Source organism: Curtobacterium flaccumfaciens (assembly GCF_018598405.1).
GTDB lineage: Bacteria > Actinomycetota > Actinomycetes > Actinomycetales > Microbacteriaceae > Curtobacterium > Curtobacterium aurantiacum.
Map to the genome: position 1 here is coordinate 1 of NZ_JAHEWS010000029.1, position 14,797 is coordinate 14,797.

The window sequence follows — 14,797 nt, forward strand, 5'->3', positions numbered from 1 at the left end:
TCGCCCGACGACGGAGGTCCGCACGCACCTGCTGCCGGAACGACGACAGTGCCATCTCGAGCTCGCGCAGGGCGCGGCGGCGCTGGGGACCGTGTCGGCGCGTGCCGCCGTCCGCTCGGAGCTCCACGGGAACCGGCGGAAGTGCGGCATCAGCGGCTGCACCATCGGCCCGATCGCGAACGCCGCGATGACGGTGCCGGCGCCGACGTCCCCGCCGAGGACCCACCCGACGATCACCACCGTGACCTCGACCAGGGTGCGGGCGAACCAGATCGGCCAGCCGAGCCGCTCGTGCAGGCCCACCATCAGGCCGTCCCGCGCGCCCGTGCCGAACCCCGCGCCGATGTAGAACGCCGTCGCGACCGCGAGCAGCACGAGCCCTGCGGCGAACAGCCCGATCCGGGCGACGATCCCCGACGGCTCCGGCACCAGCCAGAGCACCAGGTCGGCACTCGGCCCGATCGCCAGGGCGTTCAGCAGCGTCCCGATGCCCGGCTTCTGGCGCAGCGGGATCCAGAGCAGCAGGATCACGCCGCTCGACACCACCGTGATGACGCCGAACGACCACGGCACGACGTTCTCGAGCCCCTGGGTCAGCACGGTCCAAGAGCTCACGCCGACCACAGCGCGGACCTGCAGGGCGGTCGAGGCACCGTAGAGGAACAGGCCGACGAAGAGCTGGACGAAGCGCAGGGTGAGGGCGGTGCGGCGGGGCATGGCTCCATGGTCCCGACAGATTGGCCTGCTGGTCGAGAGCCAATCGCGCTACCGTGGACCCGTGCCTCCTGTCCTGATCAGTGCCCGCGCGGCGTCGCTCCTGCTGACCGACTGGCGCGCCGGTACCGACGCCCCGGCCTACGAGGCGCTCGCCGACGCCCTCCGGGTCCTCATCATCGACGGCCGCGTGGCCCAGGGCGTCCGGCTGCCGGCCGAGCGCGGACTGGCCGCAGCGCTCGGCGTCTCGCGCACCACCGTGGCGAACGCCTACGCCCGACTGCGCTCCGACGGGTTCCTGGTGTCCGTCCGTGGCTCCGGCAGCGTGGTCCACCTGCCCCGTGACCTGGTCGGCCGGCCCGATCCAGAACGGCTCGGCGGGGTCGTCGAGGGGGACCTGCTCGACCTCCGGAAAGCGGCCCTGCACGCGGCCCCCGGCATCGACGAGGCGGTCGAGCGCGCGGTTCGGCACGTGCCCGCTGCGCTCGCCGGCATCGGCTACGACACCGTCGGCGACCCCGGCCTCCGCGCCGCGATCGCCGAGCGGTACACCGAGCGGGGATTGCCGACCGAACCGGCCCAGGTCATCGTCACCATCGGCGCGCAACACGCCATCGCCCTGCTCGCACGCGTGCTCGTCCGCCGCGGCGACGCCGTGCTCGTCGAGTCCCCGACCTACCCGCACGCGCACGAGGCCTTCCGGGAGGTCGGCGGCCGCCTGGTCGGCGTCCCCGTCGACGCCCACCGTGGCTGGGACGCCGCCGCGCTCGAGACCGCGCTGCGCCGCACCGCACCGTCCGTCGCCTACGTCATGCCCGAGCTGCACAACCCGACGGGCGCGACGATGGCGGCGTCGACGCGCGCCACGCTGCTGTCGGTCGCCGCGAGCGTCGGCACGACCGTCATCGCCGACGAGACGATGGGGGAGCTCCGGATCGACGGCGAGCCGTCGCCGCCGTTGGCAGCGGCTGACCCGTCGGGGGCGTCGGTCGTGATGATCGGTTCCGCCGCCAAGGTCTTCTGGGGCGGCCTGCGGATCGGCTGGATCCGCGCCCATCCGGCGCTCCTGCAGCGGCTGCTCCTCGCCCGCCCGACGGGCGACCTCGGCACCCCTGTGCTCGACCAGCTGGTCGTGCGCGAGCTGGTCCCGCGCACGGCGGCCGTCCTGGAGGCGCGGCGTGCGTCCCTGCGCGAGGGTCGCGACGCCGTCGTGGGTGCGCTCCGAGCGCGGCTGCCGGAGTGGGACGTCCCGGCACCGGCGGGCGGGCTGACGACGTGGGTGGGGCTCGGGCGGCCGGTGTCGAGCGCGCTCGTGCTCGCCGCGCGGGCCGAGGGCGTCGTGCTGGCCTCGGGCGGGGTGTTCGGGCCGGACGGCGGGTTCGAACGGTTCCTGCGGGTGCCGTTCACGATGGCGCCGGCCGACCGGGGGCGGCTGGTCGACGTGCTGTCGCGGTCGTGGGAACGGGTCGGTGGCGAGTCGACCGGGGTGCGGGGGTCGTTGGCGGCGGTGGTCTGAGAGGTCATCCTCTGGGGTGAGGCTCGGTCGGGGGTTCTCGCTCCTCGGGGTGATGTGCCGCCGGAGCCGTGCGGCGAGGCTGGTGCCATGAACGCGACCCTGTCCGCCGGAACCCGCCCCGCTCGGCCCCTGCCCGTCGAGCCGCCCGTGGCGGTCCCCGCCGTGGTGCGCGTCACCATCGCCCTGAGTGGGGCCTTCCTGGTGGGCGTCCTGACCTCGTTCGGGCAGGCGGTGCCCGCACTCGCCTCGGTGTCGAACTCGGCCGGACCGTGGTTCCTGGTGGCCGCGCTGCTCTGCCTGGCGGCCGGAGCACGAGCGGGCCGGGTCGCCCTGCCGCTCGCGATGGTGCTCGGCGTCGTGCTCCTCGAACTCATGCACGTCGGCTACTGGCTCACGACGGTCCTGCGCGGGTTCCCGGACGTGCTGTCGATCACGAACCCGTGGGTGCTGCTCGGGGTCCCGGCCGGGCTGCTGGCCGGGGCGGTGGCCGTGGCAGTGCGGACCGGCGACGCCCGGTGGCGTGCGGGGGCCTCCGGCGTGACGGCCGCGGTGCTCGTCGGAGAGGGCGTCCGGGGGCTGCTGCAGGTCGCCGCGACGACGGGGCACGAGACCTGGGTCGTCGAGATCGCGGTCGGGGTCGTGCTCCTCGGCATCGGGGTCCTCGGCACCCGCTCACCCGTCGCGCGCGTGGTGGCGCTCGGCACGGGGGTCGTCGGGACCGTCGCGGTGCTCGGGGCCTACCTGTTGCTCGGCGGGTTCTGATCCTGAGGTCCTGATCCGACGGCGGGTTCTGGCTGCCAGCCGAACGTTCGTCGGTCGGTCCTGCGAGGATCGATGCCGTGCACCTCCTCTCGGTCTTCAGCCTGCGCAACCGGGCCCTCATCGCGCTCGTCACGATCGTCGTCGCGGTCTTCGGCGGCATCGCGCTCTCGAGCCTCAAGCAGGAGTTGATCCCCAGCGTCGAGTTCCCGCAGGTCGCGATCGTCAGCGCCTACCCCGGAGCCACGCCGGAAGTCGTCTCGAACGACGTCTCGACCAAGATCGAGCAGGCGATCCAGGTGGTCCCGGACCTCGAGTCGACCAGCGCCACCTCGTCCACCGGACAGAGCGTGGTGTCGGCCTCGTTCCAGTACGGATCGAACCTGGCCAGTGCCGAGGACAAGATCCAGACCGCGGTGAACGCGTTGTCGCTGCCCGACTCGGTGCAGACGCAGATCGTCACCGGGTCCTTCGACGACCTGCCGGTGCTGCAGGTCGCGGTCTCGGCGTCCGGCAACCAGGAGCAACTCGTCGACCGGCTCCAGGCCTCGGCGATCCCCGACCTCGAGAAGCTCGACGGTGTGCGCCAGGCGGACGTCTTCGGCAACCCCGGACGTCGGGTCGTCATCACGCCCGACCAGGACGAGCTCGCCGCCCGTGGCCTCAGCCAGACGGCGATCTCAGACGCGCTCGACGACAACGGCACCCTGATCCCCGGCGGCACCATCACCGAGGACGGCTCGACGCTGTCGGTGCAGACGGGTGAGCGGATCGCTTCGCTCGAGGACATCCGCGCGCTGCCGCTCACCGGCTCGTCGGACTCGGGCGCTTCCGGTTCCGGCTCCGGGACCGCCGCCGGTGCGGGTGACTCGACGACCGGTGCCGGCGGGGCTGACGGGGCCGCCACGGGTGCGACCGGTACCGGTGCAGCCGGGACGAGCGACACCGCTGCGGGCACGACGGGGACGGCGACGACGGACGGCGCGACGACGGGCGGAACCACGACCGCGGCCACGCCGACCGACACCACGCTGGGTGACGTCGCGAAGGTCGCCATCACCGAGTCGCCACGTACCTCGATCAGCCGCGTGGACGGCCAGCAGGCCCTGACGATCTCGATCACGAAGACGCAGGAGGCCAACACCGTCGACGTCTCGACGACCGTGCGCGACGCCCTGCCCGGCATCGAGGACAAGATCGCGGGTGACCCCCGCTTCACCGTCGTCTTCGACCAGGCGCCCTACATCCAGCAGTCCATCGACTCCCTGGCCGAAGAAGGCCTGCTCGGGCTCGCCTTCGCGGTGATCGTGATCCTGGTGTTCCTGCTGTCGTGGCGTTCCACGCTCGTCACCGCGATCTCGATCCCGACGTCGGTGCTCCTCGCCGCGATCGGCATGCGGGCCGCCGGGTACACGCTCAACATCATCACGCTGGCCGCCCTCACGATCGCGATCGGCCGTGTGGTCGACGACTCCATCGTCGTCATCGAGAACATCAAGCGGCACATGCTGCCCGGTGTCGACCGCAGCCGCGCCGTGCGGGACGCCGTGCGCGAGGTCGCCGGTGCCGTCACCGCCTCGACCCTGACCACCGTCGCGGTGTTCCTGCCGGTCGCGTTCGTCGCGGAACTCGTGGGGGAGCTGTTCCGGCCGTTCGCGGTCACCGTCACCCTGGCGCTCGTCGCGTCGCTGTTCGTCTCGCTCACCATCGTCCCGGTGCTGGCGTACTGGTGGCTGCGCCCGCCGAAGGCGAAGCCGGGCGACGCCACGTCGGCAGCGCATGCGGACGCCGAATCGGCACCGTCGGCGGCCGTCGCCGAGGGTGATCGGTCCGAGGGTGCGCTCGCCTCCGCCGCAGACCTGCACGACGCCGGCCGGGCCGACCGTCTGCGCCGCGTCTACCTGCCGGTGCTCCGGTGGGTCGTCCGGAAGCCCGTCGTCGTCATCCTGCTCGCCGTCGTGGTGCTCGGCGGTACGGTCGCCACGCTGCCGTTCGTCACCACGAACTACCTCGGCGACTCGGGGCAGAACACGTTCACGGTCACACAGGACCTGAAGGCGGGTTCGAGCCTCGCCGTCCAGTCCGAGTCCGCGCGCAAGGTCGAGCGGGCGCTGCAGGACGTCGAGGGCGTCGAGACCGTGCAGACCACCATCGGCACGAGCGGCCAGTCGATCCAGGCGGCGTTCGGCGGTGGCGGCAGCGCCTCGGTGCAGTACGCCGTGACGACCGACGCCGAGGCCGACCAGCCGACGATCCAGGCGGACGCCCGGAAGTCGATCGCGGGGATCGACGACGTCGGCGAGGTCACCATCGCGTCGTCCGGCGGCGGGTTCGGCGGCAGCAGCGACATCGAGGTCGACGTGACCGCGCCGACCCAGGCACAGCTCGAGACGGCGTCGCGCCAGGTGCTGAAGACCATGCAGTCGGTCCCGGACACGACGGGCGCGACCAGCAACCTGTCCGCCGCGGAGCCGTTCCTCGCCGTCCGCGTCGACCGAGCGGAGGCCGCGTCCCTCGGCCTCACCGAGACCCAGGTGGGCGGCCTCGTCGCCGCGGCGGTCTCACCGCGGGACACCGGCAGCATCGAGATCGACGACGCGACGCTCGACGTCTACATCGCCGACCCGGAGCCGCCGACCACGATCGCCGCGCTCCGTGCCATCGACGTCCCGACGAGCACCGGTACCGTGCCGCTGTCCGACGTCGCCACGGTCGAGGAGTCCGAGGGCCCCACCACGGTCACCACGACGAACGCCGCCCGCACCGCCACGATCACGGTGTCACCGGATGCCACGAACCTCGGTGCAGCAGTGCAGTCCGTCACGACCGCCGTCGACGAGCTCGACCTGCCGAAGGGCGCGACCGCCTCCATCGGTGGTGTCGCCGCCAGCCAGTCGTCGGCGTTCTCGCAGCTCGGGCTCGCGGTCCTCGTCGCAGTGCTGATCGTCTACGTGATCATGGTCGCGACGTTCCGGAGCCTGCTCCAGCCGCTGCTGCTGCTCGTGTCGGTGCCGTTCGCGGCGACGGGCGCGATCCTGCTGCAGATCGTGTCCGGCGTCCCGATCGGCGTCGCATCGCTGATCGGCCTGCTCATGCTCGTCGGCATCGTCGTGACGAACGCGATCGTGCTCATCGACCTCGTCAACCAGTACCGACGGCGCGGATTGCGGGTGCGCGAGGCGTTGATCGAGGGCGCCACGCGACGCCTCCGCCCGATCCTGATGACGGCGATGGCGACGATCTTCGCGCTGCTGCCGATGGCGATCGGCCTGACCGGCAAGTCCGGGTTCATCTCGCAGCCGCTGGCACTGGTCGTGATCGGCGGCCTGGTGTCCTCGACGCTGCTGACGCTCGTGGTCCTGCCGGCGCTGTACTTCGTGGTCGAGCGGGCTCGCGAACGCAACGACGACCGGATCGCCGCGGGGAAGACCCGGAAGCAGGCGCGGGCGGAGCGCCGCCACGAGCGGTCGGAGCGACGGCAGGAGCGACAGCGTCGCCGGGCGGCGCGTTCCGGCAGCGCTGCCTAGCGGCGGTACTCGGCGTCGACCGCGGCGAGGGGCGACACCACGGTCCGCTCCTCGCGCTCGACGGCGCGGAACCACGACACCAGCACCAGGGTCAGCGTCACGACGAACACCACGGCGGCGCCCTGCGACACGACGGCCAGCTGTCCGGTGACCGATGCGTAGCCGCCGAAGGCCACCGCGGCGACGAACGACAGCCCGAGGAGCAGCTCCGCGAACGTCTGCAGCGCGGGGCGGTCCCAGCGGGTCGCAGCGGCGCGGGCAGGGCGGGTCGAGGTGTCGGTCACCACGGAAGTCTGCTGCCGGACGCGCGGCAGCGGCAGTCCCGACTCCGGGTGCCACCCGCCCGGGGCACGCGGTCCGTCGCCCGGACGGGTCAGCCCAGCTGGGTCCGCAGGAACGTGACCACGCGGCGGCTCATCGCTTCGTCGAGCTGGGCGATGGAGTGCGCCGTGCCCTCGACCGCGACGAACGTCACCGGCACGTCGTGGGACCGGAGCGTCGCCGCGAACTCCTGCGACTCCCACATCGGGATGAACTCGTCCGTGGAGTGCCCGATGAAGAACGGCGCGGTGTCCGAGGTGACGTGGAACTCCGGCGACGCCCGGGTCGCGGCCGGGCACTTCGCGTAGGACCGGCACCCGAGGTAGAGCAGCTGCTTCCGCTGGAAGGCCGCGGACACCCCGTCGGGCTCGGTCGACCGGGTCGTCAGGTTCGTCGGCCCGCTCAGGTCGACCACGGCGCGGATCCGGTCGCCGTCGGCGTAGGCGGCGGACTCGTGGTCGGTGACGGCGAGCATCGCGGCGAGGTTGCCGCCTGCGCTCCCACCGAACACGCCCACGCGCTGGGAGTCGACGTCGTAGGTCTCCAGGGTCGCCGGGCGGAACACGTAGTCGAGCGCACGGCGGACGTCGTCGAGCCCTGCCGGGAACGGGTCGGTCGGCGCGAGCCGGTAGTCGACGTTGAACGTCACGAAGCCCTCGGACGCCAGGTACTTGCACACCGACCGGTACGCGGCCGTCGCCTTGTCGCCGTGCGACCAGCTGCCCCCGTGGATCATCAGGACCGCCGGACGACCCGTGGTGGCCTCGACCGCCTCGGCGTCCGGTTCGGCGGTGGCGCTGGCGGTCGGCGCCGCCGTGGGGGTCGCAGTCGTCGCGGGGTCGCTGTCCGCGGGCAGGCACACGTCGAGCCGCTGCAACGGATCGGCGCCGTACGGCACGTCCGCCACCACGTCGATGCCGTGGTACCGCAGCGACAGCGGGTAGATGACGCTGTCCGCGGTCACCGTGGCGTTCTCGTCGCCGACCGGGTCCGTGCTGCAGGACGCCATCGCGCCGAGCGCCACCACCGCGGCGACGAGCGCGAGCACTGAGCGGCGGACGGACTTCATCACGTCCACGCTAGCCGCACCCGCAGCGGCCCACGTCACCCGAGCGGAGGAACCCGAGCGGAGGAACCCGGGTCGACCGGACCACTGGCGACACCCGGCAGTGCGAGGATGAGCACGGCAGTCGCCGACCGGAGCACCGCAGGAGGACCCGTGAGCAGTCGCAAGGCCTGGAACGCCGATCCCGAACCGCTGCTTCGCGTCGAACCGGGGTTCCGCCTCGACCAGGTCGACCCCGACGGCACCCCGGGCTTCCCCGGTCGCAAGATCGACGGACTCGAGGCCCTCGCCGCCGGCGCCTCGCGCCTCGCGGCCCTGCAGGAGCGCCTGTACGCGGCGTCGACCGCCGGCGACGAGCGCCGGGTGTTGCTCGTGCTGCAGGCGATGGACACCGCGGGCAAGGGCGGCATCGTCTCGCACGTCGTCGGTGCGGTCGACCCGAACGGCGTGCACTACGCCGGCTTCACGGCCCCGACGGCCGAGGAGCGCGAGCACGACTTCCTCTGGCGCATCGAGAAGCAGCTGCCGGCCGCCGGGCAGCTCGGCGTCTTCGACCGATCGCACTACGAGGACGTGCTCGCCCAGCGCGTCCGCGGGCTCGCCGCACCGGACGAGATCGAACGACGGTACGGCGCGATCACCGCGTTCGAGGACGGCCTCGCAGCCGCCGGCACGACCATCGTCAAGGTCATGCTGCACATCTCGAAGGACGAGCAGCGCGAACGCCTCGGCGACCGGCTCGACCGCCCCGACAAGCACTGGAAGTTCAACCCGGCCGACATCGACGACCGCCTGCTCTGGGACCGCTACCAGCAGGCGTACCAGATCGCCTTCGACCGCACGTCGACCCCGCAGGCGCCCTGGTACGTCGTGCCGGCGAACCGCAAGTGGTACGCCCGCCTCGCCGTCCAGCAGCTCCTGCTCCGCGCGCTGGAGGACATGCACCTGTCCTGGCCGAAGGCCGACTTCGACGTCGCCGAGCAGCGTCGTCGGCTCGCGGAGTCCTGAGCGCCCGACCACCGGCCTGGAGGCCCGTCCCGCGCCCTGCACGCCGCCGCCGGACCGAGCAGGGCTGGCGTCAGGGCACCGGCTCGCGTAGACTCGGTCGGTCGGCCTTCGACGTCGTGACATTGTGATCACGGAAATTCTGCTGGGTGTGTGTTGCTCGAGGGCTGGAATCACGTCGACTCGCGACGGGATGAACCCCCTCTCCGCAAGCAGCCCCCGCCGATGTCGCTGTCGGGCGCTGCGGTACGTTGCGCACCCGAGAAAGTAGCCATGGCCCCGTACAACAAGGGCGGCGCGGACAACCGCGCCTCCGACCGCGTCCGCCACCCGAACGGCACCCCTGCCGCCCGCAGCAGCAAGCACCGCGGGTTCCGTGCCGCCGACTCGTCGCAGCCGCGTCAGAAGCAGCGCTGGGACGCCGAGGAACGTCGCGGACGTGCATCCCAGGGCGAGCGTCCGGCCCGTCCGAACTGGGAGCCGCGTGACGGCGGCGGCCAGCGCCGCCCCTCCCGCGACGACCGTGGTGGTCGCGACTTCAACCGTGACGACCGCGCCCCGCGTCGGTTCGATCGTGATGACCGTGCGCCGCGTCGTGACAACGACGACCGGCCCCGTCGTTCGTTCGACCGCGATGACCGCGCTCCGCGTTCCTTCAACCGGGACGATCGCGCTCCGCGTCGTGACAACGACGCTCCCTACTCGCACGGCCGTCCCGACGCTTCGCAGGCTCCGCGTCGCGCCGGTACCGGCGCGCAGGGGCCCAGCCCGCGTCGTTCGTTCGATCGTGACGACCGCGCGCCCCGCCGTGACAACGACGACCGTCCGCGTCGCTCGTTCGACCGCGACGACCGTCCCCGTCGTTCGTTCGACCGTGACGACCGTGCGCCTCGTCGTGACAACGACGACCGTCCCCGTCGTTCGTTCGACCGTGACGACCGCGCTCCGCGCAAGTTCGACCGCGACGAGCGTGCCCCCCGCCGTGACAACGACGACCGTCCCCGTCGCAGCTTCGACCGTGATGACCGCGCTCCGCGCAAGTTCGACCGCGATGACCGCGCTCCTCGTTCGTTCAACCGCGACGACCGTGCGCCCCGTCGGGACAACGACGACCGTCCCCGTCGCAGCTTCGACCGTGACGACCGCGCAGCGCGCAAGTTCGACCGCGACGACCGCACCCCGCGCCGCTCGTTCGACGAGCCCGAGCGCGGCAAGTTCGTGCCGGCCGACGACGTCAAGCTCGAGAAGCTCCAGGCCGAGGCCACCATCGCGGCCGACGTCGAGGGTGTGACCTTCGGCGACCTCGGCATCGGCGGCAACATCTCCCGTGCCCTGCAGGAGCTCGGTGCCTCGAGCCCGTTCCCGATCCAGGCGGCGACGATCCCCGACGTGCTCGCCGGCAAGGACGTCCTCGGCCGCGGTCGCACGGGCTCCGGCAAGACCATCGCCTTCGGTGCGCCCCTGGTCGAGAAGCTCATGGAGCACGGCGGCGGCACGAAGCGCAAGATGGGCCGCGCCCCGCGTGCGCTCATCCTCGCGCCGACCCGCGAGCTCGCCCTGCAGATCGACCGCACGGTGCAGCCGATCGCCCGTTCGGTCGGCCTGTTCACGACGCAGATCTACGGCGGCGTGCCCTACGGCCGTCAGGAGGGCGCGCTCGAGCGCGGCGTCGACATCATCGTCGGCACCCCCGGTCGTGTGCAGGACCTCATGAACAAGGGGAAGCTCGACCTCAGCGAGGTCATCATCTCCGTGCTCGACGAGGCCGACCACATGTGCGACCTCGGGTTCCTCGAGCCGGTGCAGGAGATCCTCTCCGCCACGGCCGAGGTCACCCCGCAGGGCAACCGCGCGCAGAAGCTGCTCTTCAGCGCGACGCTCGACACCCAGGTCGCGGCGCTCGTCGAGCAGTTCCTGCACGAGCCGAGCGTGCACGAGGTCGCGGGTGAGGACCAGGCGTCCTCGACCATCGACCACCGTGTCCTCGTGGTCGAGCAGCGCGAGAAGGACCGTCTCCTCGAGGAGCTGGTCGCCGGCGACGGCAAGACCATCGTCTTCGCCCGGACCCGCGCCTACGCCGAGCGTCTGGCCGACCAGTTCGAGGACGCCGGCATCCGTGCCACCTCGCTCCACGGTGACCTGAACCAGTCGCGCCGCACGCGCAACCTGCAGCTGCTCACGAGCGGCCGGGTGAACGTGCTCGTCGCCACCGACGTCGCCGCCCGCGGCATCCACGTCGACGACGTCTCGCTCGTCGTGCAGGCGGACGCCCCGGACGACTACAAGGCGTACATGCACCGCTCCGGCCGCACGGGTCGTGCCGGCAAGGAGGGCACGGTCGTGACGATCGTCCCGCGTGGACGCATCCGCAAGATCGAGGGCATCCTCGAGCGCGCCGAGATCGAGGCGGACCTGGTGCAGGCCGCACCCGGTGACGGCATCGTGTCGGAGCTCGCGGCGCGCTAGTCGCGACCACACGACGGACGGGAGGCCCGGTACCAGCTGGTACCGGGCCTCCCGTTACAGCCGTCACGGCCGTCGTGCCGCTGGCGCGTCACGCCGGTACCGGCGGGTGAGGCCCACCTCCCGTCCGTCACATGGTGAGCAGCAATGGTCGGGTCGCGACGTCGGACCCGACCATTGCTGCTCACGAAGTGACCGCGCGACCGCGGGACCGCGTCAGCGGTTGAAGAACAGCAGCCCGCGCACGAAGCCGGCCTGCCCGGCGTGCTGCGTGCAGTCGTCGAGGATGCTCACGAGCCGCGCGCCGGCGGTGACGGGCGGGTCCCACGCCTCGTCGACGACGGGGTCGAGGTCGTCCGGGCCGAGCGTACCGAGGTAGGCGACGGTGCGCTCGTGCACCGCCCGCAGGTACCCGGTGAGCAGCTCCGCGGAGGCCCGCACCCGGCCGACGTCGTCGCGGGACATGCCGTAGCCGAGCGCCTCGGCCGGGAACGGTAGCCCGAACCGGTCGTACCAGCCGTCCGCCGTCCAGACCTGCTCGGAGCCGGCGAGGTCGGCGATCTGCGCGTCCTGGCCGCGGGCGATGTGCCACGCCAACCACGCCAGGGTGTTCGCCCCGGCTGCCGGTCGTGCCGCGAGCTGGTCTTCGGAGAGCCCGTCGACGGCCCGCTCGACGGTCTCGGGGACGCGGGAGAACGCTTCGGTGAGGAGTTCAGAGGGGGTCATGGCGCTCACGCTACGCGCGGGCCGTGACACCCGCTGTCACGCTGTGGACGACCGGTGGTGGCGTTCCAGGGCAGCGGCGAACCCCTCGAAGGCGGTGGCGACGACGGCGCGGTCCGACGGTGCGACGACCTGCTGGAACGCCTGCGAGTAGACGGCTCCGACCTCGCGGGCGACCGCGGTGCCCGACGGCGTGAGGTGCAGGAGCACGCTCCGACGGTCCTCGGGGTTCGGGCGGCGCTCGAGGTGCCCGTGCTTCTCGAGGCGGTCGATGAGCGACGTCATCGCCCCGGTGGTGAGCTCGAGGTACTCGCCGGCCTGCTTCGGGGTCACGCCGTGGCCGCCGGCTGCGTTGAGGAAGAACACGAAGCGGGTGTCCGTCGCGTTCAGTCCGCGGCTCGTGCTCTCGTGGTGCAGGACGCGCGCGTGCTGCATCTGGAGCACCCGGAACGCGGTCAGCAGGCGCGGCAGGTCGGCGTCCGGGTCCGGGTCGGCGGTGACCGGGTCGAGGACCGTGACGTCGGGCGACACCGGTGCCGGGGGCGTGGTGGGCGCGACGCGGGCCGCGGGGACGGCCGGTGCGTGCTGGGGCAGGACGACCGGGTCGGTGTCCGTCATGGGAGCTCTTCTCGGTGGGGGTGGGAACTTCAGTGAACAAGTATCTCGACGATCAAGATACCCCCACCACGGGGGGTCTTCTTCATCTTGTGAGCTGCTCGACGGAGAAGTAACTTGATCGTCGTACCACCTCGGCACGTAGCGCGACCAACCACCGCGGGCCCGGCCGAACCACCGATCAGATCTCTTCCTCACGGAGTACAACCATGTCTCGTGTCACGCCTCGTGCTGCCCGCCTCGCCGCCTGGATCGCCATCCCCGCTGCTCTCGTCGCCTCGGGGGTCGTCGTCTCGACGGCCTCGTACGCGGCCTTCTCCTCCACCACCGTCAACCCGACGAACAACTGGACGGCCGGCAGTGTCGCCCTGTCCGACGACGACAACAACACCGCGCTGTTCACGGCCAACAACCTGAAGCCCGGTTCGACCGGCGCGAACTGCATCACGGTGACCTCGACCGGCTCGCTGCCCTCGACCGTGAAGCTGTACGGCACGAACGCCTCGACCACGAAGGACCTGGCGGGCAACATGACGATGACCGTCGAGCAGGGCACCGGCGGTGGCTTCGGCTCCTGCTCCGGCTTCACCCCGGCCGCCACCGGTGGGACGCTCTACAGCGGCACCCTCGCCGCCTTCGGCACCGCGTCGACCAACTACGCCACCGGCGTCGGCACCTGGGCCCCGACCGGCACCGCCTCCGAGTCGCGTGTCTACCGCGTCACCTACACGGTCTCGAGCACCGCCCCGAACACCGTGCAGGGCGGCACCGCAGCCCTCGGCCTCACCTGGGAGGCCCAGAACAGCTGAGTCGGGACCGGGGCCGAACCAGCCCCGTCCGTTCCCTCCCGCAACGCGCCCCCGGTCGAAGGCAGTCATGAGCAGCATCGCAGTGCACGGTGGTCCCGCACCGCACGCAGCGATCCGTGACGCCGTCGAGTGGGGGCGCGTCGTCGTCGCCACCGTCGCCCGCGGGGTGGTGGCGACACTGCTCGGACTCGCGCTCTGGGCGGCCGCGCCGGCACTCATCGGCTGGCAGCCCACCACCGTGATGACCGGCTCGATGGAGCCGCGCATCGTCCCCGGCGACGTGGTCGTCTCGCGTCCCGTCGGCTCGGGCGAGATCAGCATGGGCAAGGTCCTGCTCGCCGACGACCCGGACCAGGCGGACCACCTGCGCATGCACCGCTACGTCGAGGACGGTCCGCGACGCACCATGGTCACGAAGGGCGACGCCAACCCGCAGCAGGACTCCACACCGATCGAACGCTCCGCCGTGCACGGCGTCGCCTTCCTCCGCATCCCCTACATCGGGGCGCCGATCCAGTGGATCAGCACCGGGGAGTGGGGCCGCGTCGTCCTGCTCGCACTGGGCCTGACCGCGCTCCTCGCCCTCTGCACGATCGACGGGTCGCTCCGCCGGCTCGTCGCCGAGGACGGCGCGGACGACGACGCCGGTCCCGATGACGACGCCGGTGCGGACGACGCCGCCGGCCCGGCAGACGGAGCCGACGACGGCCGGGAGGCGCGGGACGGCGCCGCCACGGGCCTCCAGACCGGTGCGTCCACCGTCCTCACCCGTCGCGCGCTCCGTCGACGAGTCCGTCGCGGACGGCGGCTGCGCCGCATCGGCGGAGGCGCCGCGGTGCTCGTGCTCGCGGCGGCCGCCGGCGTGCTGCTGCCCGCGCAGGCGGACGCGGCCCCGTGGTCGCGGACCACCGTCGCACCGACCGCGAACTTCACGGCGGGCACGGCGACCGGTGTCCCCACCCTGACCTGCGCCCCGGCCGGGTCGAACACGGTCACGATCGCCTGGACCTACGACAACGGCGCGACCGTCCCGGCATCGTTCGACCTGATGAACGGGACGACGCAGGTGGCGACGACGACGATCGCCGGCGCCCGTTCGATGACCTACGGTGGCGCCGGGCTCCTGAACCTCGGGACGACCTACACGCTGCACCTCCGCACGAACCTCGGGGGCAGCTGGACCGCGACGAGCACGCCGACGGTCAAGGTCCGGGTCGTCTCGGTCCTGGGTCTGGCGTCCGCGAGCTGTGTGACCGCCTGAGTCGTCCACAGGGCACCG

The 14,797-nt window shown here is 72.2% G+C and carries 12 protein-coding genes; 7 read left to right on the top strand and 5 right to left on the bottom strand.

Features of this window, described 5'->3' with window-relative positions:
* Positions 1 to 717 (bottom strand): membrane protein YczE (gene yczE / locus KK097_RS15475; protein WP_214545352.1); only part of this gene is annotated, 717 nt, incomplete at its 3' end.
* 61 nt (positions 718 to 778) lie between these two features.
* On the opposite strand from yczE, the gene yczR reads away from it, so the two are divergent.
* The 3 genes from yczR (at position 779) to KK097_RS15490 (ending at position 6,516) form a co-directional block, all read left to right on the top strand.
* Positions 779 to 2,230, top strand: coding sequence for a MocR-like transcription factor YczR (gene yczR, locus KK097_RS15480; RefSeq protein WP_307858420.1), 1,452 nt, complete (start codon positions 779 to 781; stop codon positions 2,228 to 2,230).
* Positions 2,231 to 2,317: 87 nt separating this feature from the next.
* The gene (locus KK097_RS15485) at positions 2,318 to 2,992 is read left to right on the top strand and encodes a DUF6518 family protein (protein WP_214545353.1); all 675 of its coding nucleotides are present in this window, start codon (positions 2,318 to 2,320) and stop codon (positions 2,990 to 2,992) included.
* Between the two features lie 77 nt (positions 2,993 to 3,069).
* On the top strand, positions 3,070 to 6,516 hold the full coding sequence (locus KK097_RS15490; RefSeq protein WP_214545354.1) for an efflux RND transporter permease subunit: 3,447 nt from the start codon (positions 3,070 to 3,072) through the stop codon (positions 6,514 to 6,516).
* Here the strand turns inward: KK097_RS15490 and KK097_RS15495 are convergent.
* Positions 6,513 to 6,800, bottom strand: a complete 288-nt coding sequence (locus KK097_RS15495; protein WP_214529181.1) for a hypothetical protein — start codon at positions 6,798 to 6,800, stop codon at positions 6,513 to 6,515. The genes KK097_RS15490 and KK097_RS15495 overlap by 4 nt on opposite strands.
* Positions 6,801 to 6,889: 89 nt before the next feature.
* The gene (locus KK097_RS15500; protein WP_214545355.1) at positions 6,890 to 7,906 is read right to left on the bottom strand and encodes an alpha/beta hydrolase; all 1,017 of its coding nucleotides are present in this window, start codon (positions 7,904 to 7,906) and stop codon (positions 6,890 to 6,892) included.
* A gap of 150 nt (positions 7,907 to 8,056) precedes the next feature.
* Here KK097_RS15500 and KK097_RS15505 point away from each other — a divergent pair, with 150 nt between their 5' ends.
* The gene (locus KK097_RS15505; protein ID WP_214545356.1) at positions 8,057 to 8,911 is read left to right on the top strand and encodes a PPK2 family polyphosphate kinase; all 855 of its coding nucleotides are present in this window, start codon (positions 8,057 to 8,059) and stop codon (positions 8,909 to 8,911) included.
* Between the two features lie 270 nt (positions 8,912 to 9,181).
* A complete protein-coding gene (locus KK097_RS15510) occupies positions 9,182 to 11,374 on the top strand; it encodes a DEAD/DEAH box helicase (RefSeq protein WP_214545357.1) in 2,193 nt (730 codons plus the stop codon).
* A 213-nt stretch (positions 11,375 to 11,587) separates the two neighbouring features.
* Here the strand turns inward: KK097_RS15510 and KK097_RS15515 are convergent, their stop codons facing one another.
* Positions 11,588 to 12,097 (bottom strand): mycothiol transferase, encoded by a 510-nt coding sequence (locus KK097_RS15515; protein ID WP_214545358.1) that lies wholly within the window; start codon positions 12,095 to 12,097, stop codon positions 11,588 to 11,590.
* A gap of 36 nt (positions 12,098 to 12,133) precedes the next feature.
* Positions 12,134 to 12,712, bottom strand: coding sequence for a MarR family winged helix-turn-helix transcriptional regulator (locus KK097_RS15520; RefSeq protein ID WP_214545359.1), 579 nt, complete (start codon positions 12,710 to 12,712; stop codon positions 12,134 to 12,136).
* Positions 12,713 to 12,918: 206 nt separating this feature from the next.
* Between KK097_RS15520 and KK097_RS15525 the strand changes: the two genes are divergently transcribed.
* A complete protein-coding gene (locus KK097_RS15525; RefSeq protein WP_214529175.1) occupies positions 12,919 to 13,518 on the top strand; it encodes a M73 family metallopeptidase in 600 nt (199 codons plus the stop codon).
* 67 nt (positions 13,519 to 13,585) lie between these two features.
* Positions 13,586 to 14,779 carry a S24/S26 family peptidase gene (locus tag KK097_RS15530; protein WP_214545360.1) on the top strand — a complete coding sequence of 398 codons (1,194 nt, stop codon included), beginning with the start codon at positions 13,586 to 13,588 and terminating at the stop codon, positions 14,777 to 14,779.
* Positions 14,780 to 14,797: the final 18 nt, after the last annotated feature.

What these genes read in the sequence shown, in the direction of transcription:
- KK097_RS15485 (WP_214545353.1), top strand. Translation starts at nt 2,318, where the DNA reads ATGAACGCGACCCTGTCCGCCGGAACCCGCCCCGCTCGGCCCCTGCCC.
- KK097_RS15500 (WP_214545355.1), bottom strand. Translation starts at nt 7,906, where the DNA reads ATGAAGTCCGTCCGCCGCTCAGTGCTCGCGCTCGTCGCCGCGGTGGTG.
- KK097_RS15510 (WP_214545357.1), top strand. Translation starts at nt 9,182, where the DNA reads ATGGCCCCGTACAACAAGGGCGGCGCGGACAACCGCGCCTCCGACCGC.
- KK097_RS15515 (WP_214545358.1), bottom strand. Translation starts at nt 12,097, where the DNA reads ATGACCCCCTCTGAACTCCTCACCGAAGCGTTCTCCCGCGTCCCCGAG.
- KK097_RS15520 (WP_214545359.1), bottom strand. Translation starts at nt 12,712, where the DNA reads ATGACGGACACCGACCCGGTCGTCCTGCCCCAGCACGCACCGGCCGTC.
- KK097_RS15525 (WP_214529175.1), top strand. Translation starts at nt 12,919, where the DNA reads ATGTCTCGTGTCACGCCTCGTGCTGCCCGCCTCGCCGCCTGGATCGCC.
- KK097_RS15530 (WP_214545360.1), top strand. Translation starts at nt 13,586, where the DNA reads ATGAGCAGCATCGCAGTGCACGGTGGTCCCGCACCGCACGCAGCGATC.